This is a genomic window from Paractinoplanes pyxinae (assembly GCF_026626335.1).
GTDB lineage: Bacteria > Actinomycetota > Actinomycetes > Mycobacteriales > Micromonosporaceae > Actinoplanes > Actinoplanes pyxinae.
Window position 1 is genome coordinate 191,008 of record NZ_JAPNTZ010000009.1, and the last position, 20,724, is coordinate 211,731.

21 protein-coding genes are annotated in these 20,724 nt (G+C 67.1%); 17 read left to right on the forward strand and 4 right to left on the reverse strand.

The genetic code is table 11. From position 1 onward, the window contains the following. Positions 1 to 106 precede the first annotated feature (106 nt). From OWR29_RS26005 to OWR29_RS26015, 3 genes are all read left to right on the forward strand, one after another. Complete coding sequence (locus tag OWR29_RS26005; RefSeq protein ID WP_267565848.1) at positions 107 to 745, forward strand: hypothetical protein; 639 nt, start codon at positions 107 to 109, stop codon at positions 743 to 745. Positions 746 to 854: 109 nt separating this feature from the next. Continuing rightward, entirely contained in the window at positions 855 to 2,240 is a 1,386-nt protein-coding gene (locus OWR29_RS26010) for an IS701 family transposase (protein WP_267565849.1), read from the forward strand. A gap of 189 nt (positions 2,241 to 2,429) precedes the next feature. After that, positions 2,430 to 3,548: an IS630 family transposase gene (locus OWR29_RS26015; protein ID WP_267565850.1), complete on the forward strand. Its 1,119-nt coding sequence runs from the start codon at positions 2,430 to 2,432 to the stop codon at positions 3,546 to 3,548. 42 nt (positions 3,549 to 3,590) lie between these two features. On the opposite strand, the gene OWR29_RS26020 is transcribed toward OWR29_RS26015, so the two are convergent. Beyond that, positions 3,591 to 3,986 carry a hypothetical protein gene (locus OWR29_RS26020; RefSeq protein WP_267565851.1) on the reverse strand — a complete coding sequence of 132 codons (396 nt, stop codon included), beginning with the start codon at positions 3,984 to 3,986 and terminating at the stop codon, positions 3,591 to 3,593. Between the two features lie 377 nt (positions 3,987 to 4,363). Here OWR29_RS26020 and OWR29_RS26025 point away from each other — a divergent pair, with 377 nt between their 5' ends. The 4 genes from OWR29_RS26025 to OWR29_RS26040 all read left to right on the forward strand — a co-directional run bounded on the left by OWR29_RS26025 (position 4,364) and on the right by OWR29_RS26040 (position 6,846). Continuing rightward, positions 4,364 to 4,570: a hypothetical protein gene (locus tag OWR29_RS26025; RefSeq protein ID WP_267565852.1), complete on the forward strand. Its 207-nt coding sequence runs from the start codon at positions 4,364 to 4,366 to the stop codon at positions 4,568 to 4,570. Between the two features lie 318 nt (positions 4,571 to 4,888). Further along, a complete protein-coding gene (locus OWR29_RS26030; protein WP_267565853.1) occupies positions 4,889 to 5,074 on the forward strand; it encodes a helix-turn-helix domain-containing protein in 186 nt (61 codons plus the stop codon). After that, positions 5,071 to 6,087: a hypothetical protein gene (locus tag OWR29_RS26035; RefSeq protein WP_267565854.1), complete on the forward strand. Its 1,017-nt coding sequence runs from the start codon at positions 5,071 to 5,073 to the stop codon at positions 6,085 to 6,087. The genes OWR29_RS26030 and OWR29_RS26035 overlap by 4 nt, the downstream gene beginning before the upstream one ends. A gap of 177 nt (positions 6,088 to 6,264) precedes the next feature. Next, positions 6,265 to 6,846 (forward strand): hypothetical protein, encoded by a 582-nt coding sequence (locus tag OWR29_RS26040; RefSeq protein WP_267565855.1) that lies wholly within the window; start codon positions 6,265 to 6,267, stop codon positions 6,844 to 6,846. On the opposite strand, the gene OWR29_RS26045 is transcribed toward OWR29_RS26040, so the two are convergent. Then, positions 6,843 to 7,298: a hypothetical protein gene (locus tag OWR29_RS26045; protein WP_267565856.1), complete on the reverse strand. Its 456-nt coding sequence runs from the start codon at positions 7,296 to 7,298 to the stop codon at positions 6,843 to 6,845. The genes OWR29_RS26040 and OWR29_RS26045 overlap by 4 nt on opposite strands. Before the next feature lie 34 nt (positions 7,299 to 7,332). Here OWR29_RS26045 and OWR29_RS26050 point away from each other — a divergent pair, with 34 nt between their 5' ends. The 3 genes from OWR29_RS26050 to OWR29_RS26060 all read left to right on the forward strand — a co-directional run bounded on the left by OWR29_RS26050 (position 7,333) and on the right by OWR29_RS26060 (position 10,208). Continuing rightward, positions 7,333 to 7,908, forward strand: coding sequence for a metal-dependent phosphohydrolase (locus OWR29_RS26050; RefSeq protein ID WP_267565857.1), 576 nt, complete (start codon positions 7,333 to 7,335; stop codon positions 7,906 to 7,908). After that, complete coding sequence (locus OWR29_RS26055; RefSeq protein ID WP_267565858.1) at positions 7,905 to 8,846, forward strand: protein kinase family protein; 942 nt, start codon at positions 7,905 to 7,907, stop codon at positions 8,844 to 8,846. Before OWR29_RS26050 ends, OWR29_RS26055 begins: the two co-directional genes overlap by 4 nt. 885 nt (positions 8,847 to 9,731) lie before the next feature. Continuing rightward, entirely contained in the window at positions 9,732 to 10,208 is a 477-nt protein-coding gene (locus OWR29_RS26060; protein ID WP_267565859.1) for a GNAT family N-acetyltransferase, read from the forward strand. 209 nt (positions 10,209 to 10,417) lie between these two features. On the opposite strand, the gene OWR29_RS26065 is transcribed toward OWR29_RS26060, so the two are convergent. Beyond that, entirely contained in the window at positions 10,418 to 11,227 is an 810-nt protein-coding gene (locus OWR29_RS26065; RefSeq protein WP_267565860.1) for a phosphotransferase, read from the reverse strand. A gap of 104 nt (positions 11,228 to 11,331) precedes the next feature. Beyond that, positions 11,332 to 12,642, reverse strand: a complete 1,311-nt coding sequence (locus OWR29_RS26070; protein WP_267565861.1) for a tetratricopeptide repeat protein — start codon at positions 12,640 to 12,642, stop codon at positions 11,332 to 11,334. A gap of 271 nt (positions 12,643 to 12,913) precedes the next feature. On the opposite strand from OWR29_RS26070, the gene OWR29_RS26075 reads away from it, so the two are divergent. The 7 genes from OWR29_RS26075 to OWR29_RS26105 all read left to right on the forward strand — a co-directional run bounded on the left by OWR29_RS26075 (position 12,914) and on the right by OWR29_RS26105 (position 20,512). After that, complete coding sequence (locus tag OWR29_RS26075) at positions 12,914 to 13,558, forward strand: GPP34 family phosphoprotein (RefSeq protein WP_267565862.1); 645 nt, start codon at positions 12,914 to 12,916, stop codon at positions 13,556 to 13,558. A gap of 95 nt (positions 13,559 to 13,653) precedes the next feature. Next, entirely contained in the window at positions 13,654 to 15,150 is a 1,497-nt protein-coding gene (locus OWR29_RS26080; RefSeq protein ID WP_267565863.1) for an APC family permease, read from the forward strand. A 51-nt stretch (positions 15,151 to 15,201) separates the two neighbouring features. Then, positions 15,202 to 15,813, forward strand: a complete 612-nt coding sequence (locus OWR29_RS26085) for a GNAT family N-acetyltransferase (RefSeq protein WP_267565864.1) — start codon at positions 15,202 to 15,204, stop codon at positions 15,811 to 15,813. A gap of 41 nt (positions 15,814 to 15,854) precedes the next feature. Next, positions 15,855 to 16,499, forward strand: coding sequence for a GNAT family N-acetyltransferase (locus tag OWR29_RS26090; protein ID WP_267565865.1), 645 nt, complete (start codon positions 15,855 to 15,857; stop codon positions 16,497 to 16,499). Between the two features lie 418 nt (positions 16,500 to 16,917). Continuing rightward, positions 16,918 to 18,375 carry an APC family permease gene (locus OWR29_RS26095; RefSeq protein WP_267565866.1) on the forward strand — a complete coding sequence of 486 codons (1,458 nt, stop codon included), beginning with the start codon at positions 16,918 to 16,920 and terminating at the stop codon, positions 18,373 to 18,375. Further along, positions 18,372 to 19,271 carry a hypothetical protein gene (locus OWR29_RS26100; RefSeq protein ID WP_267565867.1) on the forward strand — a complete coding sequence of 300 codons (900 nt, stop codon included), beginning with the start codon at positions 18,372 to 18,374 and terminating at the stop codon, positions 19,269 to 19,271. The genes OWR29_RS26095 and OWR29_RS26100 overlap by 4 nt, the downstream gene beginning before the upstream one ends. Then, entirely contained in the window at positions 19,268 to 20,512 is a 1,245-nt protein-coding gene (locus OWR29_RS26105) for a pyridoxal-dependent decarboxylase (protein WP_267565868.1), read from the forward strand. Before OWR29_RS26100 ends, OWR29_RS26105 begins: the two co-directional genes overlap by 4 nt. Positions 20,513 to 20,724: the final 212 nt, after the last annotated feature.

Genomic DNA, 20,724 nt, shown 5'->3' on the forward strand with positions numbered 1-20,724 from the left:
TAGGGCCTCACACCGTTCCCTCGCACCAAACTCTGCGCAACCGGCGGCAACTGTCGTATGTCCTGCGGCGGCCGCGCCGGATAACGTCACACTGCTCGACTGGATCGTGAAGTATGCGGTGCCGTTACTCGGCATCGTCGGGGTGCTTCTGTTCGGCGTCCTACGTCTAGCGTATGTCTTCTTCTACATGCGTATGCATGTGACTCCGGAGGAGGTCGGCTATGGGTACTCGGAGATCCTGTCGAGCCAACTGACCGGTACTGCTGAACTGGCGCTGCTTCTCACTGGGGCCCTGGTGCTTGCTGCGTACGCCGCTCGCGCGGTTCGACAGGTGGTGGCAGGACGGTGGCGGGCCGCAGCGTCGATGCCCGTTCGTGCGGAGAGGGCGCGGCTCGTACAGCGCTGCGGAATCACCGCTGTCGTCGTCGTACTGGTCTGCCTTCCGATGCTCGCCTGGACGTTCGGCACTGAAGCTCAGCACGGTTACGCGGTACGGCACATCTACCTGCCAAAGATTCGGATTCCGGTTTTGGGGGTGCATGCCAGCCCCGCCAAAGTCGCATGGATCAAGCCTCCAGAACGCGGTGCGCCGGGGCTGAGCACGCGAAGATGCCTGATGTTCTTGGGGCAGGCAGCCGGTCTAGCGGTTTTCTATGACGTGACGACCGGGGAGAATTTGCGTGTGCCGACAGCCCAGATCCTGGTTACCATTCCGGATGACAAACACGTTCCCGATGACTGCTGACTCCGGACGTTTATTGCCTGGTCTTCCTGCATCTCGCTTAGTAGTACTTTGTTAGGTCGTTGCGGTGTGTCGCTTGTAGCTGTTCGCTGGTGCTGTTTGGCTGCCTGGCGTGGATGAGGGTGCGCTGGCGCGGGTCCGGGAACGGTTGCTGGAGTTCGGATCGGAGATGTTCGCGGGATTGCCGCGGGTGGATCAGCGTGAGACGGGTGTGCGGTATCTGCGTGGCTTGATGTTGGACGGGCGGCGCAAATCGATGCAGCCGATGGCCGCTCGGCTCGGGGTGGATCATCAGCAGTTGCAGCAGTTCCTGACCTCGTCGACGTGGGACGCGGCCGTGGTGCGGCGACGGGTCGCGACGAGCGCGGTGCAGGTGGTGACACCGACGGTATGGGTAGTCGATGACACCGGCTTCGCCAAGGACGGCACCGCGTCGGCATGTGTGGCCCGGCAGTACTCGGGAACGTTGGGCAAAGTCGGTAACTGCCAGATCGCGGTCAGCGTTCACGCGGCGACCGATACCGCGTCGGCGGTGCTCGATTGGCGGTTGTTCGTCCCGGAGTCTTGGGACGAGACGTGCGTGCCGGACGAGGCCGGGAAGGTCGCCAACGTGCACGCCCGTCGTCTGCGCCGGCAGCCGGTCACCTTGGACGAGGCCGGGAAGAAGAAACCACACGTGCGTAAGCAGCTGCCCCGCGAGGAGCAGATCGCGCAGATCCTGCGGCGTCGGGCAGCATCGAAGATCCCGGACGACCAGCGGTACCGGCCGAAATGGCTGATGGCTCTGGAGATGATCGACGAGTTGGCCGGCTGGCACCTGTATCCGCCGTTGCTGACCGCTGACGCCGGTTACGGGCAGGTCGCCGAGTTCCGGCAAGGCCTGCGCGACCGCGGCATCCGTTTCATCATGGCGACCACCTCGACCACCACCGCTCAGAGCGGTGACGCCGAACCCGTCGAGACCGCTTATGCCGGGGTCGGCAAACATCCCGCACCGCGATACCCGCATCCGGCACGCAGCATCAAAGCCCTCGCCCTCGACCACGGCGCCGGCCAGGCCACGCTCGTGCACTGGCGGGAACGACTACCCGCAGCCCGCACCGACTCCGACCGTGGCACCGGCACCCTGTCGGGACACTTCTTCGCGCTGCGGGTCCGGCCCGCCGGCAGAACCGTCCGCGAAGGCCTGCCGCAGCACGGTGGCGTCCTGCCCGACTGCTGGCTGCTCGTGCAATGGCCACCCGGCCAGGACGAACCCACCGACTACTGGCTGTCCGACCTCCCACCCGACACCAGCCTGACCGACCTGGTCCTGCTCGCGAAAAGCCGCTGGCGCATCGAACACGACTACCGTGAGCTGAAGACCGGACTCGGCCTCGACCACTTCGAAGGCCGCTCCTGGATCGGCTGGCACCGCCACGTCACCCTCGCCGCCGCCGCCCAACTGTTCCTCACCCAGCTACGGCTCACCGACCCAAAAGCAGCAGGGCAGCCCTGAGCCTCTACGCCGTACTACGACACCTGCAATACCAACTCGGCACCTGGCTCGGCTTCTGCCCACACTGCCACCAACCAGTACCAACCTAACAAAGTACTACTAGTGCCCTGACCAAGAACGTTCACGGTGTTGGATGACACGCCGTCGGGGCTGACGGCTGGGCGGTGGTGTGGCGGTCAGGCCGTGGTGGTGGCAGATCCAGTTCGCGTGCGGCGGCTCAGTGACCAGGAGGGTCAGACGCTGCTGCGCATTACTCGCCGGGGCACCGGCTCACCGATCCGATTACGGCGGGCGATGGTCGTGCTCGCTTCGGCCGGCGGGAACACGGTGCCGGCTATCGCCCGGCTCGTGCAGGCGGACGAGGACACGATCCGGCAGGTCATCCATCGGTTCAACGAGACGGGGATGGCCAGCCTGGACCCTCAGTGGGCGGGTGGCCGTCCCCGCCTGATCAGTCCTGACGAGGAGACGTTCATCGTCACGACGGCCAACACCCGCCCTGAAGCATTGGGGCGCCCGTTCACCCGGTGGAGCGTTCGTAAGCTCGCCGAACATCTCAGCTCGCTGGCCGCCCGCCCGATCGAGATCGGGCGGGAACGGCTGCGGCTGCTGCTGATTAAGCACTCGATCACGTTCCAGCGGACCAAGACGTGGAAGGAATCCAACGATCCCGACCGCGAGGCAAAGCTCGCCCGGATTGAGCAGGTGAGCAGCCAGTTCCCGCAACGAGTGTTCGCGTTCGACGAGTTCGGGCCCCTGGTCATCCGCCCGCAGGCCGGTGCCGGCTGGGCACGCATGGGTCATCCGCGGCGGCTGCCTGCGAACTATCACAAGCTGCACGGTGTCCGGCAGTTCCACGGCTGTTACTCCGTCGGTGACGATCAGCTCTGGGGCGTCGTCCGGCGGCGCAAGGGCGCCACGAACACCCTGGCCGCGCTCAAGTCGATCCGCCGCGCTAGGCCGGACGGCGCGCCGATCTACGTCATCCTGGACAACCTGTCCGCGCACAAGGGCAAGGCCATCCGAGCCTGGGCGGCCCGGAACAAGGTCGAGTTGTGTTTCACCCCGACCTACGCGTCCTGGGCGAACCCGATCGAGGCCCAGTTCGGGCCGCTACGCACCTTCGTCATCGCCGGCTCAGACCACCCGAACCATCCCGCGCTGACTCGTCACCTGCACGCATATCTGCGTTGGCGCAACGCCAACGCCCGCCACCCCGACGTCCTGACTGCCCAACGCCGTGAACGCGCCCGCATACGCAGCGAACGCCAACGACGCTGGGGCCAACCCGCCACCCGGGCAGCCTGACCCCAACACCTCAAACGTTCATGGTCACGGCACTAGCGGAGATCAGTGGTACCGAGCGCGCCCGTCTACGGGCCCGTGTCGCCGCTTGAGCTGCGCGCGTTTCTCGATACCTAGGCGAAACGCCGTTTGGGCAGCGCGATCGCGAAGGTTCGCTTCCGCGCCGGGCGCATCGACGTCGTCTGGGGAGTCGAGCTGCAAGACGGACGCGCCCTTGTCCTCAAAACGCATCGACCACCGGTTGACCTTGACGCGACCCAGGTCGCCAACGAAGCCCAGCTTCTGCTGGTAGAAGCGGGCTTTCCTTGCGCGGTGCCCCTGGCTGGGCCGGACGAGGTCGACGGCCGGGTCTCGACGGCGGATACCCTGATCAACGGCGAGGCCCCGGACGGGCGAGACCCGGCCAGCCGCAGATTGCTGGCCGACGGACTCGCCCGGCACACCGAGATCTTGCGACAGCGACCCGACTTCGTGGGCCGGGCCGGGTCTGGGCCGTCATGGTGCCAATACCAGGCCGGGCCCTGGCCCGTTCCGCACGACACCCTCGTCGACTTCCGCTCAACTCCGGCCGGTTATGAGTGGCTTGACGCGTTCGGCCGGCGAGCCGCAGACCAGATCTTGGCTCATCGCGACGCAGGGGCCGTCGTCGTGGGTCACGCCAACTGGTACGCCGGCAACACCGCGATCTCCGGTGGCGCGCTGGTCGGAACCTTCGACTGGGAACTGGTCGCCGACACCGAGGCGGTCATCGCAGGTTTCGCCGCGGCGAGCTACGCCTCCAGCTCCACCGCCGGCGGCGGCTTGTCGACCCCGAGCAGGTGGCGCTGTTCATGCGCGACTTCGACGCTGCCCGCCCCCAGCCGCTGGGCGGCCGCGAGCGGCGAACCGCCGCCGGCGCAGCCGCCTGGATCCTCGCGTTCAACGCCCGCTGGCAGGTCGCGCTCATCAACCATGGCCTCTGCGACGAGGCGACGGTGTCGCTGGTCCAGAACCGCGCGGAGGACTACCTGACTCTCGCTTGGTGACGACAAGCACGCCCACATCGACCTCCCGAACAAGCAGGAGAGAGGCCGCGACAAGCGACCGGGAATTGAGGCTCGGCGGCCACCTGGCGGCGTATAGCTTCGAGCGCACAGTCACGTACGCCACCGAATACGCATCAGTATCGACATCTGCAAGTGCAGCTTACGAGATCAAGCCCGGGTGGCTCAGCTACAGTCCACCGCCCGCAGGGTGGTGCGCAGACGAGAGGGCTGAGGGTGGCAGTGCGGGTAGGGCGGCGTGGCCCGGCCTACCCGTATCGTGGAGTACCAGACCGGCCGGGTTCAACGGAGGGACGCGTCATGGCGGCTGACACCCACACGATCGGCGGACGCCTGCTCGTGCTGCGCCAGCGCCGCGGCATGACGCAGCAGCAGCTCGCCGACCACTCTGGGATCTCTGTTGGCATCATCCGCAAGCTCGAGCAGGGCCAACGTCAGTCGGTCCGGCTGGAAACCTTGACCGCGCTCGCGCACGCCTGGACGTGACCGCCAGTGACCTCGTCGGTAAACCGCGTGGTCTGGCCACCGGTGCCGAAGATTCCGAGATGGTGCAGCTGCGCCGCGCCGTCCTTGGTTTGGCCGACCTCGACACTAACCCGGTTGCCGCCCGTACTCTGCAGCCCGGCGTCGCACAACTTTGGCAGCTTTACTGGGCCGGCTCCTATCCGGTGCTGGCCCATGCCTTGCCCGAGCGGATCAGCGCCGCCCGCGTCGCCGTCAGCACCGCCGCTAAAGCGGACCAGCCGATCGCAGCGACGGTGCTGGCGGAGACTCTGCAAATCACGGCCGCGCTGCTGGCCCATCTCGCCCACGAAGATCTAGCCCACCTGGCCTTACACGGCGCGAAACGCGCAGCCGAGCACGCCGACGACGAACTGTTGGAAGCCGCGCAGCAGGCCACCCGCTCGTGGGTGCTGTCCCGCCAGGGCTTGTGGCCGGAAGCCGAGCACCTGGCTACCACCACGGCTGAGCGGATCGAGCCGAAGCTGTCGACCGCCACCGTCGACCAGCTCGCCGTCTGGGGTGAGCTGCTGCGTTACGCCGCCGTCGCCCTGTCCCGGTCCGGCAGGCACAGTGAGGCTGCCGAAGTTATCCAGCTGATGGGCTCTGCCGCTGCCCGCCTCGGCGACGATCCCGTGTCCCGTTACGTCGGTATGCCGTTCGGGCCCACCGTCGTCGGTATGCGCGCCGTAGACGCCGCCATCTCAGCCGGTCAGCCCCGCCAGGCCCTCATCCGCGCGCAGCACGTTGAGCACCCCGACCGGATGCCACCGGCCATGCACGCCCGCTACCTGCTCAACGTCGCCTGGGCGCAGACCATCGACATGCGCTCCGGGGAGGCTGTCGGCACCGTGCTGCGCGCCGAGAAGATCGCTCCTGAAGCGCTGCCGCACCAGTCCATCGCCCGCGCCATCGTCGCCGAGCTGCTGCCCCGCCGCCGCACCCAGCGCCTGCCAGGCCTCCGCGCACTGGCGCAGCGCATGGGCATGGACACCTGACCCGCAACTCACTGACCCACCCCGGGTCACCTCTGCACCGACGGTGACCCTCCAACCAAGACACCGTGGGTCATCGCCGTCGCACGGTTCCGCCATACGTTTCGGGTATCGGCACAGCCGCCCGGCCGCCGGGCCGGCCAGCCGGACCACATCCCCGATCCGGAAGGAACCACGGGCATGAAGACCCCCACGCTCGACCCGAACACGGTTGGCCCCCGCGCCGCGGAGATCCTCAACGCGATCAAGGCCCATCCGCTCTACGAGCGCCTCACCGGCTCGTCCATGAAGTACTCGACCTGCTGGGCCACCTTCACCGGCTACCCGACGGTCAGCCAGTGGGACCTCGACCGTGACTCGGCGCCGCTGCTCGAGGAGGCCCTGCGCTCCCTGGCGCTCAAGGCCGCCGTGTTCGAGCTGACCGGCGGCGACGAGGAAACCGCCGAGCTGCTCCTACCGCCGGCCGTCGACGAGATGGTCCACGCCGTCCTCGCGCAATTCACCGTCATCTGCAAGATCCAGGAGGCGATCGGCGTGCACTTCCCGCACGCCACCGAGCACGAGGAATTTAGCTACACCCGAGGCTGCACCACCGACGCCTACTACGCCGCCGCCGGGTGGGGCGAGCAGCCCACCCGCTACTGGCTGGACGCCGCCGAAGTGAACCGGCGCCTGAACATCCTCGAGGAGAAGTACGGCAAGGCCGGCATCATCGGCAACGGCCGCAGCCACAACATCAACTTCGAGGCCGTTCCCGCCTAACGACGGGCCAACTCCCGCGACAGCACCCGGCGCAGTGCCGTTACCACCGCGCCGGGTGCGAAGCGCTCACCCGCCTGCCGCTCCGCCCGCGCCACCGCTCCGAAAATCTCATCCGAGTCAGCCGTCCGTAGCACGGCGACCAACCAGCCCTCCAGGTCGTCCACGTGCGCCGGTAACTCCAAGGCCTCCGCCGAGGGCGCCGGAAGGGCCGAGTTTGCCTCCATCGACGGCACCGGCGTACTGGCGGAGGCATAACGGCCCGGCGGCATTCCCACCCGGTACGGGTGCACGCACACCGCCGTACCGTCAGGGCCCACTCGCCAGCCCACCTCAGGCCGATACGCCAGCTCCCGGGCTGGCCGGGCCACCACATCGAACTTTCCGGGGCCGAGTTCCTGAGCCGGGCACACCGAACAGGTGTCGTCACACCACTGCGGCAACGGGCCAACCATCCCCCCATCGTAAGAGAGAAGGGATAACCCGCTGATGACCGTCCTCGCCCCACCCCGTCACCCGATGGTGCAGTCCGCCCTCAACGACGCCAGAACCTGGTGTGTCGGGCAGATCATCGACGACCGGCCCGCCCTGGCCCACGCCGTCAAGGTCGCCGTGACCATTGGCGCGCACGTGCCCGACCCGGAAACTGACCTCATCGCCGCGGCGCTGCTGCACGACTCCCCAGACCTCGCCCCGCCCTACATCGACCTCGACCGGCTACTCACTACCCGTTACTCAGCCACGGTCCGCCGCATCGTCCGCGTCATGCACGACGAGCACCGCAGCCTCGACACCGACAGCCCACAGATCGTCGTCGACGATCACCAGGTGCTCCTAGCCTCCACCGCCGACCGGATCGTCGCGCTGTCCTCCCTGATGGCCCGGGCCCGCAGGTCCGGCGACGTGACCACCTTCTTCGCCCGCCGCCGCCCGCTCCTTCAGCTGCTCCCGCACTTCCACGCCTGCTGCGATGCGAGCGCCGGCCGGGTTCCCGACACCATGACCGCGGCCCTCGGCGCTGCCCTCACGCGCCTCGACCACGTCACCGACGGAATCCCGCGTTGACCAGCTGGAGCTCCGCCCTGCTCGAGCAGCTAGCCACCAAACTCTGCCGAGCCGCAGGCCTGCCCGCCCCGCATCAGCGCACCACCATTCGCGAATGGGAGCTGTGCGGCGTGCATCGCCTGCACCTGCCCGACCGCACCCTCATCCTGAAGCTCGCGCTGCCACCGTTCACCAACGAGCCAGTCACGCTGACCGCGCTCGCTGCCGCCGGCATCCCCGTCCCCGCGCTCCACGCCTACACCCAGCACGCCGACGTGACCGGCATGCTCATGGCCGATCTCGGACCGGCGCTGCACGCACCCACATACGAACAGACCGCGGGGGCCGCAGCCGCGCACCTGCACCGACCCGACCCGCTACCCGGCCACCCCACCGTCGACACAGCGGCGCTGCACGACACCGCCGTCCAAGGCCTCGCGCTCGTCGACCAAGCCCACGCCGTCGGCGCGATCGCCAACCCCGGCCCGCTCCACGCCGCCCTGAAGCATCTCGACCAGTTCGCCGCGCTCCGGGCCCGCGACACCGACCGGCCGCCTTACGGCATCTGTCACGGCGAACTCCACCCCACCGCGTTGCACATCAGCACCATCGGCCAGCACTTCGTCGACGTCCCGCTTGCGCACACCGGGCCCGGTCTGCTCGACCTGGCCAGCGTCCTCGGTGTTAGAGCGGTCGACGTCAACGCCATGCGTACGCTTATCTCTTCGTATGTGCGGACCGGTGGCCACCCGGACGCCGGCGCGGACCGCGGGGGACTCGACTCGGCCAGGTGGGCGCTCGGGTGGCACCGCGTGCTGTCCGCGCTCCGGCATCTACGGCAGGCGGGTGCCGACCAGCCCGTCGATGGTGTCGGCCACTTGTCACCTTCTCCACCGCCGAACGACGACGTCGGTGCGGCCGAGCGGCAACTTCGGGCCGCCATCCAGCTGCTCGAGTAGTCCGGGGCGCGGTCGCTCGTTGATTAGGCTGCCGGCCGCCCATTCCATAAAGGTGCGTGCACGCTCCGCGAATGCTGTGACCCCCGCAGAATGCGAGGTCTACAGCAGAGTTCACGGGGCGCGCATCTGCGTGCGCGGGCGGACGCGCTGCCATCCATCCAGTTCGGTACCGGCCGGCCCGAGCGCAGCTGCGGACGAATCGGACATCCTGGAATCCGGGCGGCCTGAAAGTTTCTATCCTGGCGCAGCACCTGGCCGACTTCGGCCCGCGGGTGGCCGTTCCCGTCGCGTGGCGGGTCCGGCCCCCTGTCCTGAGCCCGACACCGCCCGGGCGCTTAGCCGCCTGCGGTAACGTGCTCGCGTACGTCAGGTGGGCGGTAGCCTCCGGCACGTCGGCGCCGATAGTGTCCCAGAAGACCGGGGAGTCATCGATGTGCCCGCCCAGGGCGTGCCAGACGAATCCAGGGTTCTCCGTACGTAGCGCGGCCAGGCCGGCGGCGGCCAGGACCCAGCGGCGATAGGGCTTCTGGGTGCGCGGCTGCTCGACCCAGCCGATCCGGGACCCGGGGAATAGCTGGTAGTCGACCTCGAAGACGAACTGGTCGCGTACGGAGGTGTCGCCGGCATCGAAGGCCCGCAGACCACCAATATCGACCGCGGCATCCGCGGCCAGCGTCCACTCGACCACGCCCAACGCGATCCGCGACGGGAGCCAGCTTCCCGTCGCCGTGTCAGGTGGATTCAGCCCCACCGATTACGACATCATCGCCAGCCAAGTCTGGGACATCCTGATCATCAGTCGTAGCATCTCCGAGGCGGTAAACCCCGCCCAAGCGGCCGACGAAATAGTCGATCTTATCCGGGGCTGCTGAACTAGGAGTAAATATGCGCATCGTCGCCCTCAACGACGCCCTTATCTCAGACGTTGAGGATCTGATGGCGTTGGGCGAACCCTACGTGCGAGCGCGGACGAGCTCGGACTATTGGCTATACAGTGCTTTGTTCTCCACCACCTGCCCCGTCGCGCTAACCGACGATCGGGTCGTCGGGGCAATTATCGCAATGCGCAGTCAGGACGATCCCAGAGACGTCTACATACAAGACGTGATGACCGATCCGGCCCATCGTGGTCAGGGCATCGCCGCAGCGCTGCTGCAATCGATCACCGTCCAGGCCAACGTGTGGCAGTGCCGCCGGATCTACCTGACGTCAGAGCCAGATAATCATGCGGCTGCCATGGCCTGGCATAAGGTTGGCTTCATCAACATTCCCGGCGACCACGTCGTCGACGGCGTTCAGGTCATCTCCAACTTTAAAGGACGGGGTAAAGATCGAGCCGTCTACGAGCTCACCCTCGCGTGAGCAACGGATCGAGGAGACGGCTGCCCATTACACGGCGTCAACGTAGAGCTGCGCTCGCGGATGGTCACCGCTAGCGCTAAGTACTTTCACCAAACGCAGCGGGTCTATCCGAAAGACGTCGGATCTCGAACGCGGAGCGTATTTTGTCCGTACCGCTTCCATAAAGCTGAGTTGTCACGTGCCTTCAACGTTCGGATCCGATGACTCGGTCACGCAGCGCGGATATAGGTCGACCAGCGTGCGTCTTGATCTTCGTTTCGATAGGTATTTAGCCGCCGTTGCCATTCAGGCCGGAGAATTGGTCGGCTGGCGAGTACGGGCACCAGGCTGGTAACAAGCTTAAATTCCCGCAGTCGACGCAAAGTTGAAAAGCCGGGCCATGTGATCACGTCGAAACCGTACTGGCCGGTCAGGGCGCCATAGTCGTCCCCGGGATAGTCGAACCTCAGCTTGCCGACGGCCACCGGTACTAAGTCCCATTCTCGAGGGCCACTACAGCTTGAGTCGAAGTCGCAGATCGCTGGACCTGCGACGCCAGCTATGAGGTTCCCCATGAAGGCGTCACCATGGATTGGGCCCGGCGGAAGTTCGTAGCTCAGGTTGGCGAGTGCTTCCTCCAGTCGGTCGCATTCGGCTCGCATGTACGCTACGTCGTCGGTACTTACGCCGTCGGGCTCGTCAAGGCGGCTCTGGATTTCGCCGATCGGCGTCCACCGAGGCAAGCCGGCTTCGGGCGGGGCGAGCGTATGCCACTGCTGCAGGATCGCGCCCAAGTCAGCACCACTCAACTGCTGATCGCCAACACGCACCTCATGCCAGAGCGTCACTTTGAGGCCGTCGATGATCAAGGGCTGGGCGCCGCTGAGAAGACGGACCGCTGGCACGTCTCCGTGCTCGAGCCATCGGGCAACACGGATCACCTTATTGACGCGATCAGCCATGGTGGACGATGCCGCGATGCGAGCCACGACGCGGGAAGCGGGCAGTCGAAAGACAGCGTTATTGGTGAACTTGATCAACTGGGCGTCGGTGGCATCGATCCCAGTTGCCACCTGTACGCGTGCGAGGACCGCGCGTAGGCGCTCCTCTGAGATCCGCCCGCCCGGCGGTGAGCTTCGGCTAGTCATCCTCCTCGAAGCGTAACAATACGCCGGGCAAGTGCCGCAGCCTCGTCGCTAGACTCTGTTCCGGTTGCTTTCAGTAGCGGCAGAAGCCGATCGACGGTTCGCACGGACCGTACTTGGCTGGCCATGTCGACGGCACGGTTACCGTCGGCGATTCCTCCGTTGTTGTCGCCGGCTTTTAACCGAGCTGTGGCGAGGGCGGTCAGCTCGAAGACCGCACTGCGGGTATTCCCTGCTCCGCGCCCCTCGATGCTCTGGGTCAGGTGCCGGACCGCCTTCGCGAAGTTGTCGCTACCTGCACTGCCGTTACACAGCTCCGCGTAGATCATTCCCGTCAGGGCTGACAGATCGGCAGCGCCGAAAAAGGCAACCCATGCAGGTAGGTCATCTTCTCCTCTGCTGAATTCGTGCTGCGCTCGGCCGAGGGCGCTGATGGCCTTATTGTCGTTACCCATTAGTGCGTACGCCCAGCCGGCGTTGGCGTGAAGCATCGCGACAGTTAGGGGATCATCGGCGTCCTGCGCGGCAAGCTGGCCGAGCTGGAAGAACCTCAGTGCCTGCTCTATGTGCCCACGGTGCAGGTGGATTCGCCCAAGTCGATAGAGCACGTTTGCAGCCAGTGAGAGGTTGTCGTTGGCCTTCGCTTGCTCTAGGGCGAGGGCGAAGTGTCTACGGGCGCTTCCGTAGAGGCCGACATCGAACGAACTCCAGCCAGCAAGGTTGTGTAAATCAGCGGTAGCCAAGCAGAGGTGCCGACGAACCTCGTCGCTGCATCTCGATCCCAGCATTGACCGGGCATAGTCGGTCTGCGCGAGGACTGCCTCGCGGCACGCTCCTCCGCCGTGTTGATAGTCCACAGCCCTAAGAATTCGTGTTAGGTGTTCAAGATTGTCGATGTCGCTGTGGCCGACACGTTCAGGAACTGGCGTCCGGCTGCGAAAAAGCGGTTGCCACCATAGGTCAGTCTCCGGCAGAGAAGTCCCCATCATGGTTTCGGCTGCGTGCTGGAGGGAGCGGCGAATCTCTTCCGCTTCATCAGCCCCCGTCACGCCCACCGTCAAGGCGTCCTCGACCGGCGAGTGATCCTCCCGGTCGTAGTTGCCCAACCCCATGTATCCGCGTGGGATCTTAAGCCCGTCGGCGATCCGCAGCAAAACGGGATATGCCATAACGATTCGGCCGCCGACGATCTCGGAGATTTCGGACTGGGACTGCTCAGTTAACTGACCTATGCGGCGTTGGGAGAAACCAGACCTGCTCAAGTGCCGGAAGACATAGGCCAGATCGTGTCGAGCAAGGGCGGCGCGCATCGGCGGGGTTTCCCAGATGCTCGGAGGGGGAGGTCCACCGTCTGACCGAGTCGAGTTCACGGGCGCTCCATGCCGTCAGGATTCGTGACCGAAGGATAACGCTGAATCCAGCCCGGCGGAACCGTGATCGGTCGAGCCGATCGGCCGAACTGGTCAGAGTGCAGATAGGCGTTGATGATCGTTTGGCGCTCTTACTGCAGCTGTCCCTGAGATGGGAGTTTCGCTCTCAGAGGTGGATGTTAGATATCCGCCGTGGGAGCGTCCGGGGCGGGTGAAGGTGGTTCAACATCGAGACGCGTTAAGCGTCGGCATGCTAGTGCATGATGCGTACTGGCTCGTGCACTTCGATGTCAGCGGAGCTCTCAAGAGTTCCATGCGAGCAGCCGATCGGATTGTCGCAGCGTCCGTCTTGGCGGAACTGATCGACATCGGACAGATTGCAGTTGAAGCGGATCACGTCATCCTGCAGGAAACGGCGCCGATCGCTGATCGGTTATTGGCGTCAGTCCACAGGCAGCTCGCCGAGGACTCTGCGCTGCATCCGGTCGATGTCATCGACGGCTTGGTGCCGGGAGTCCGGGAGCGGGTGGCGGACCACTTGGTGGCCAGCAAACGTGCGATTCGGCGGCGGTCCGGTTGGCGGCAGGTGGCTGTGCGACGCGAGGGTGATCTTGCGCCGGCGGCGGTGGAGGCTGATCTCGTTGACAGTGTCGTGCAGGGGCGTCGGTTGACAGATGGGCAATGGTTGTTGGCCACGTTGCTGCATCACGCCGGCGGCGACGGTTTTCTGCTTAACACCCTTCCGTCGGGCATGGTGGCTAGAGCGTTGGCAGGTGAAACTGTGGCGACTCGGCGATACCGCCATTTGGTGAATGCGGCTGTTTCCTCTCTGCGGGCAATTTCAGTGTCGGCTTAGCTGGTGGTGAGGGCGGGTCCTGCCTGCGGCCTGTGAATCTATTTCTCGTTCTCTTCGGTTTGGAGTTTGTTATGCCGCGTCGGCACCCTCCTTCGTTGTCTGCCGGTTTGCGCCGGTCTCGGCTGGGTGTGCGCCGGCTGGTGTTTTTCGGTATTGCTGCGGTGACTCCGCTGACGGTGATTGTGGGCGGGCAGTCGCTGGGGTTCGGGCAGCTCGGTCAGGTCGGGACCGCGGTGGGCTACCTGCTGGCTGCCGCCGTGTTGGGGGTCTTTGCCGTCGGTGTGGCGGCGATGGCTCGCCATCTGCCGAACCCGGGGGCGTTCTACGCCTATGTTGCTGCCAGGTTGAGCCGGCCGCTGGCGGTGGCCACGGCGGGGATTGCTTTGGTGGCGTACACGGCGATCCAGATCGGGCTGTTCGGGTTGTTCGGTGTGGCCATGGTGGCCGCGCTGGACGCGTTCGGCCAGTCGGGTTGGTGGGCGTTCTGGGCGTTGATGGGGTGGATCGCGGTCGCGGTCCTGGGGCAGGTGCGGGTCCGCACCAATGCCTCGGTGCTGGCGGTGCTGATCTGCGCCGAGCTTGGGTTGGTGCTGGTGCTGGACGCGGTGATGGTGCTCCATCCGGCCGATGGGATCGTCCGTTTCGATGGGTTGAACCCGTTGTTGCTGGCCAACCCGACGGGGATCGCGTCGCTGGTCGGGGCGATCACCGGGCTGGTGGGCTTCGAGGTGCCGTTGGCGTTCGCGCCGTTGGCGGTCGATCCGCGGACGACGGTGCGGCGGGCGATCGGTTGGATCCTGCTGATCGTCGCCGTGGTGTATGGCGGGTCGGCGTGGGCGATGACCGTGGTCGCCGGCCCGGACCAGATCGTCGGGATCGCGGCGCAGCATCCCAAGGACCTGTTCTTCCATCTGGCGGCGCCGCACGTCCCAGCCGCGGTGGTAACCGCCGGGCTGGTGCTGTTCGCGACCAGCGTGTTCGCGGCGGCGCTGGCGTTCCATAACACCGTCAGCCGGTACATTCTCACCCTGTCCCGGGAAGGCTTGCTGCCGGTTTGGCTGGCGATCACTCGGAGCGATGATGTTCCCGCCGCCGCGTCGCTGATGCAGTCCACGCTCGCGTTCCTGGTGCTGGTGGCCGCCGGTATCGGCGGTGTGGACCCGGTGAAGGACCTGTTCTTCTTCGGCACCACGGCCGGTGGGCTCGGGGTGCTGATCATGATGTGCCTGACCGGCGCCGCGGTCATCGGGTATTTCCACCGTCATCCGCACCGCGAGACCGTGTGGCGGCGGCGGATCGCACCGATCGTCTCCACCGTGGTGCTCACGCTGATCGCGGTGACCAGCATCGCGTTCTTCGGTGACCTGATCAGCTCGAGCCACCCGGTCAAGGTGTGGGGCGCGCCGCTGGTCTACGCCGCAGTCGCCGTGGCCGGGATCGGCTGGGCGCTGCATCTGCGCCGGCACCGCCCACACGTCTACGCCGTCATCGGTCACGGCGAGCGCACCCGCACCACCGCAATCCCGTCCGGCGTCCGGCATCAGCCATCGGTTGCTGCCGAACCGGCCTCGGCATCGTCGGCGTCCCGCTGACGCCGTGCACCCTGCGACGTTGTCTTCTGCTGAAAGGGCTGATTGGCAGTCATGATCGCACTGGCGAATCTGGTCATACGTGACGCTCACCCGCACGACCATCCGGCGGCGGCTGAGGTCCTCGCCGCTGCCTTCGGGGATAGCCCGGTGGTCGGCTGGGCCCAACCTAACCCGGCCGCTCGCGCCGCCCAGCTCGGCTTCTACTTCACTGCGTTGCTGCGCCATACCGGCGTGCACGGCACCATCCGGCTGGCCACCGCCGACACCCGGATCGTCGGCGTTGCCCTCTGGTACCGGCACACCGCGGGCGAGACCGGCCTCCACGATCTGCTGCCCGCGAACGGGGATAGCGGAGTGCCGGAAAGCCTGCACCGGCTGGCCCGGCTCGAGCACCTGCTGCGCAAGCGCCGCCCGGTGGAGCCGCACCACTATCTGGCCTACCTCGGAGTCGCCACTGGCGAACAGAACCGAGGCATCGGCACCACGTTGGTCAGCGAATACCACGACACGCTGAGCGCCGCGGGCATGCCGGCCTACCTGGAGGCCAACGACCCGCGTAACCGGGCCTTGTACGCCCGGCTCGGCTACGCCGATCACGGCGCTGCGATCACCGGCCACGGTGGTCCGCCGGTTTACCCGATGCGGTGGACCCCCGGGCGCTGAGCCCCGGTCCGGTTTTGGACAGGCGAGGAAAGGAGCTGACGATGTTCGATGCGGTGATCGACACGGTGCTGCGGCTGGCCGGGCCGGATGAGTCTGACGCGCTTGTAGGCCTGCTGACCAGCACCACAGAAGACCCGTTCCTGCGGTGGTTCGGCGGCGAGGCAGGCGCCGATGCCTCGGCACTGCGCGCGTTGCTGGCCACCGACGTCGCCGCAACGCTGGCGTCGGGCTTCATCGGTGTCGCCGTTCACGGCACCGACATCCTCGCTGCAGCTTTGTGGACCATCCATCCCGTCCGTGCCGGCGTCTTAGCAGGCTCCCTAAGGCCGCACCACCGTGGGCTGATCGCGGAAAGGCTCCGCCGGTTGCAGCTGTTGGCCGAGGTGCGCCGGCCCGCGACGCCGCACCATCAACTCGGTCTGGTCGTGGTGCAGCCGAATCTGCGGGGGCACGGGCTCGGCGCTCTGCTGCTGCGCGGCCAGCATGAGTACCTCGACGACATCGGGCTCGGCGCGTACGCGGTCACCGTTGACGGGTCCAGACGGCGCCTGCTGCTGCGGTGCGGCTACAGCGACATCGGAGCACCGCAGCTGCTGCCGGGCGCGACGCCGGTGTGGTCGATGTGGCGGCCACCGAAGACGGACCGCAAGGACGTCCGTGCGGGTGTCCCTATGGACTCGCTCTGAATTCCTCGCTCGTCGCATCTGCCGGGGAGGGCGGTGCGGCGGGCGGGGCACCAGCAGGGGTCGTTCGGCCGTGTGCCCCCGGCCCTGGGCACATTCTTACCGGCCGGTGAACCCCTCAGTGGGGTGCCTCTGGCGTTCCCCAGCGTCAGAGGCACCCCCACCCACCAATTCCTGTCTTATGACACCCCTTCGATGACGAGAGGCGATTCCCCCTCATGATGGGCATCGGCACCTACGACCGACCCGTACGGCACATCCCTGCATCACACGACCTCGGCAGCATTGCCACCCCCGCCGCCACGGCGGGCCGCCGCCGAGCGCACACCGTCCAGCGCACCCCGGTCCGATCCGGAGCTGTGGCCGGTCCGAGCCCGGTGACGACGGTAGGCCCGGCCGGGCCGCGGGTGGGGGTGGGGGCGTGACCGGCCCGGTGACCTTGGCGCGGCGCACGATGGGTGTGGGGGCGTTGCTCGGGGTGGCGGCGGTGGCGTCGTCGCCGCAGACGGTGCTCAACGGTGGTATCCCCGCCACCTACGCCCAGTCCGGGGTGCAGGGTGTCCCGCTGTCGTTCGTGATTGTCATGGGTGTGCTGGCGCTGCTGGCGGTCGGTTACGTGGCGGTGTCGCGGCATGTCCCGCACGGGGCTCCGTTCTACGCCCAGCTCGCCCGCGGGCTGGGCCCGGGCTGGGGGCTGGCCGTCGCGGGAATCGCCTTGTTGGGCTACAACTGCCTGCAAGTATCGCTGTTCCCGCTGCTGGGCACGGCTATCGCCGCGATGACTGGGATCGGCTCGTGGTGGATGTGGGCCGCGGCCGGGTGGCTGGTGGTGCTGCTGCTGGGCCGCTATCCCGGTGCCGCTAACGCCAAGTTTTTGGGCGTGTTGCTGGCCTGTGAGATCGGCATCGTGCTGGCGTTCGACATCGCCGCCCTGTCCAACCCGGCTCAGGGACTCACGTTGGACGGGTTCGTGCCTTCGGAACTTTTCGTCACCGGTGGCGGTGCGGGTGCGCTGGTGTTCGCGGCCGCGGCGTTCGCCGGGGCGGAGAGCCTGCCCGCCTACGGTGACGAGGCCCGCTCGACGGGCACCATCGTGATCGCCACGTTCGCCGCCTACGGCCTGCTCGGTGGCCTGTACGCGCTGACGTCGTGGGCGTATGCCGCCGTCGTCGGCGCGACCCGGCTCAGCACGGGTGCGGTAGTGGACGAACCCATGGCGATCCTGGCCGGCACGTGGGGTCCGGGTATCGGTGCGATGGGCACCGTGCTGCTGATCACCAGTGTGCTGGCCGCGATGTCGGCGCTCGCCGGGATCAGCGCCCGCTACCTACGCGCTTTGGGCGACGACGGGGTACTGCCCGCCGCGCTCGCGGCCGTCAGCCCCGGCGCGGACGGCGGCGCCCCGCGCGGCGGGTCCCTCGCCCAGGCCGCAGTTTCGGCCGTGGTGCTGGGTGGGTTCGTCGTCGCCGGCGTCGACCCGATGGGGGTCATGTTCGTGTGGCTGTCGACCATCGGCGCGGTGTGCATCCTCGGCTTGCTGATGCTGTCGTCGTGGTCGGCCGTTTCGTTCTTCGGCAAAGGTAACGGCAGCCGGGAGTCGGTGTGGGTACGCCAGCTGCTGCCCGGCGCCGGCGGCGTGATCGGTGTCCTGACCTTGGTATTCACTGGGTCGAACCTGCCGATGATGCTCGGCCTGCCCGACGGCTCACCCCTGCCCTTCCAGATCGGCGTCCCGGTCCTGGCCGTCACCGTCCTGCTGTTCGTGGTCCGGGGCCGCTGGCTCAAACGGCACCGGCCCCAGATCTACGAGCAGCTCGGGTACCGCCGTGTCGATCCTCTACGGGTACGCGATCCGCGGATCGTGGGGCTGAAGCTGTGAACGCCATGACCGACCGGCACAGCTCACAGCCCGAGCGCGGTGTCCGTGGGTGGCTCTCGGCGCAGGAGCAGCTCGGCCGCGTTCAAGCCTTGGGATTCCAATACGACATCACCAGCACCGCGTTACAACGGATGCTGGCGATCAACAGCGGACACGCCAAGGTCACTTGGGAGCGCCGCCGCCGCGACCCGATCGCCCCCTACACAATCGCTTTACTGTTCGCCACCCCCACCGGCCGGGCCGATTGCAGCCCAGACACCACCGTGCCCAGCGGGGACGACTTCATCGGCGCTTTCGACGTGCACGCGGCTAACCGGGTCTGGCTGGCCGGCCCCGAAGCCAGTGACCTGCCCGACCTGCTGTACGGCCTGGAAACCCAGGTTGCTGAACAGCGCGCCGCCGATGGCTGGGTGCTGCGTGAACAGCTGACCACTGACGTCGACGACGCCATCACCACCGGCTCGTTCTGGGTCGGCATTGGAGTCTCGAGCCTGGACACCCCGACCGGCACCTGGGCTCAGACCGGCGACCAGGCCCTGAGCCAGGCCCACGTGCCCGGCACCATCCGCATCCTGCTCAACGTAGCCAGCTCCCCGATCCCAGAACTCGCCTGGATCGTTGCCGAACGCCGCGGCATCAGCGAGTACAACACCAAAACCATCTACAGCACACACCGGATGTCCCACTCCGAGTTCACCGCCCCGTATCCCTATGGGCTCGTCAGTCCCGATCACCTTGCCGCCAACGGCTGGCACGAGCCGATCCTGCGCCGCATCCACGGACTGTTCGGCGCCCTGCACACCAGCACCCATTTCACCCGCCCGCTCGGCCGGCCACCCAAAGGCAGCCTGTGGCGAGCCGCACTCGACAAGCCCGTACCGGGACGGCGCTCATGACCCACACCCTCGCCGGCCCGCCGTTTCGGCTGCACGACGCCGCCACCATCGGCGCCGCCCTCCGCGACCAGCACTACAACGACCTGGCCCAGCACCTGACCGCCGCCCGACGGCGCAACCTGGCCTATCCCGGCTTCACCGACCTGACCCACCGTGCTCTCGCCGAGCTGATGACCGAACAGCTGCTCAACAATGTCGGCGACCCCTACGACCCCGGACATGGCCACGACCACACCAAAGCCTACGAACGTGACGTCATCGACCACCTCGCTGACCTGTTCGGCGCCTCGCGAACCCGATGGGGATACGTCACCACCGGTAGCAGCGAAGGCACCGACCACGCCCTCTGGGACGCCCGGTTGGCTTACCCCGGCCAAGAACCCGTCGTGTTCGCGTCCACGGCAGCGCACTACTCCGTGGCCAAGGCCTGCGCCCGGCACCGCCTGACCCTCGTTCATGTCCGCGCCGACCCGACCGGCCGGATGGACATCACCGACCTGCGCACCCTGCTCGGCCAGTGGCGGCACCAACCGGTGGTGATCGTGGCGACCGTGGGCACCACCATGACCGAGGCCTTCGACGACGTCGCCGCCATCGCTAATGCCTGCGACGACCTGGCCATCGTCCGGCGCCGGATCCACGTCGACGCCGCCCTCGCCGCCCTACCCCTGGCTCTGCTGCCCGATCACGACCGACCGAGCTTCGACTTCACCAGCGGCGCGACCAGCATCGTCACCTCAGGTCACAAATTTCTCAGCACGCTCACCCCGTGCGCGGTACTCATCTACGCCGAAGCTCCGGTGCTGGCCCGCACCCCGCACGTGCCGTACACCGGCACCGCCGACACCACCATCGGCGGTTCCCGTAGCGGGCACACCCCGCTGCTGCTCTGGTCCTCGCTCAGCCACGGCCTCGACACCCACCGACGGCGGGCCGAACGATCCCGCGAACTCGCCGGCTACACCCACGAACGGCTGCGCGCCGCCGGGTGGCCGGCCAGCCGCAACCCGCACGCGTTCACCGTCGTCATCGCCCAGCCCCCACCCGAAGTGTGCGCCCGCTGGGTGCTGGCCCCCGACGGCACCCGCGCGCACATCATCTGCAAACCCGACACCGACCCCGCCGCCATCGACGAACTCGTCACCGACCTGACCCGCCCGGCCACCACCGTAGTACCCGCACCAAGCCCGCCCGAGAACGACCAGGCCGCCGGGCGCACCCCCACCGGAGTGCCGGCATGAACACCGCCCCCGCAGTACGACCGGGCCACCACCGTCTTCCCGGCGCACGCACAGCGTCGTGCCCGACGCCGGGACAGGCCAGGACAGAGCCCCCGCCTCCGAGTCCTGGCCGCAGGCCGGGTGCGCAGCCCCGACGAGGAGGGCGCACGGCTGCGCACCCGGCCCCACCACAGCCTGCTGCCCAGCTGCGAGTCGCCCGTACCAACGCGACA

Coding starts and splice junctions, on each gene's coding strand:
- OWR29_RS26030 (WP_267565853.1), top strand. CDS start 4,889: ATGGCGGCTGACACCCACACGATCGGCGGACGCCTGCTCGTGCTGCGC.
- OWR29_RS26040 (WP_267565855.1), top strand. CDS start 6,265: ATGAAGACCCCCACGCTCGACCCGAACACGGTTGGCCCCCGCGCCGCG.
- OWR29_RS26045 (WP_267565856.1), bottom strand. CDS start 7,298: ATGGTTGGCCCGTTGCCGCAGTGGTGTGACGACACCTGTTCGGTGTGC.
- OWR29_RS26050 (WP_267565857.1), top strand. CDS start 7,333: ATGACCGTCCTCGCCCCACCCCGTCACCCGATGGTGCAGTCCGCCCTC.
- OWR29_RS26060 (WP_267565859.1), top strand. CDS start 9,732: ATGCGCATCGTCGCCCTCAACGACGCCCTTATCTCAGACGTTGAGGAT.
- OWR29_RS26070 (WP_267565861.1), bottom strand. CDS start 12,642: ATGCGCGCCGCCCTTGCTCGACACGATCTGGCCTATGTCTTCCGGCAC.
- OWR29_RS26085 (WP_267565864.1), top strand. CDS start 15,202: ATGATCGCACTGGCGAATCTGGTCATACGTGACGCTCACCCGCACGAC.
- OWR29_RS26090 (WP_267565865.1), top strand. CDS start 15,855: ATGTTCGATGCGGTGATCGACACGGTGCTGCGGCTGGCCGGGCCGGAT.
- OWR29_RS26105 (WP_267565868.1), top strand. CDS start 19,268: ATGACCCACACCCTCGCCGGCCCGCCGTTTCGGCTGCACGACGCCGCC.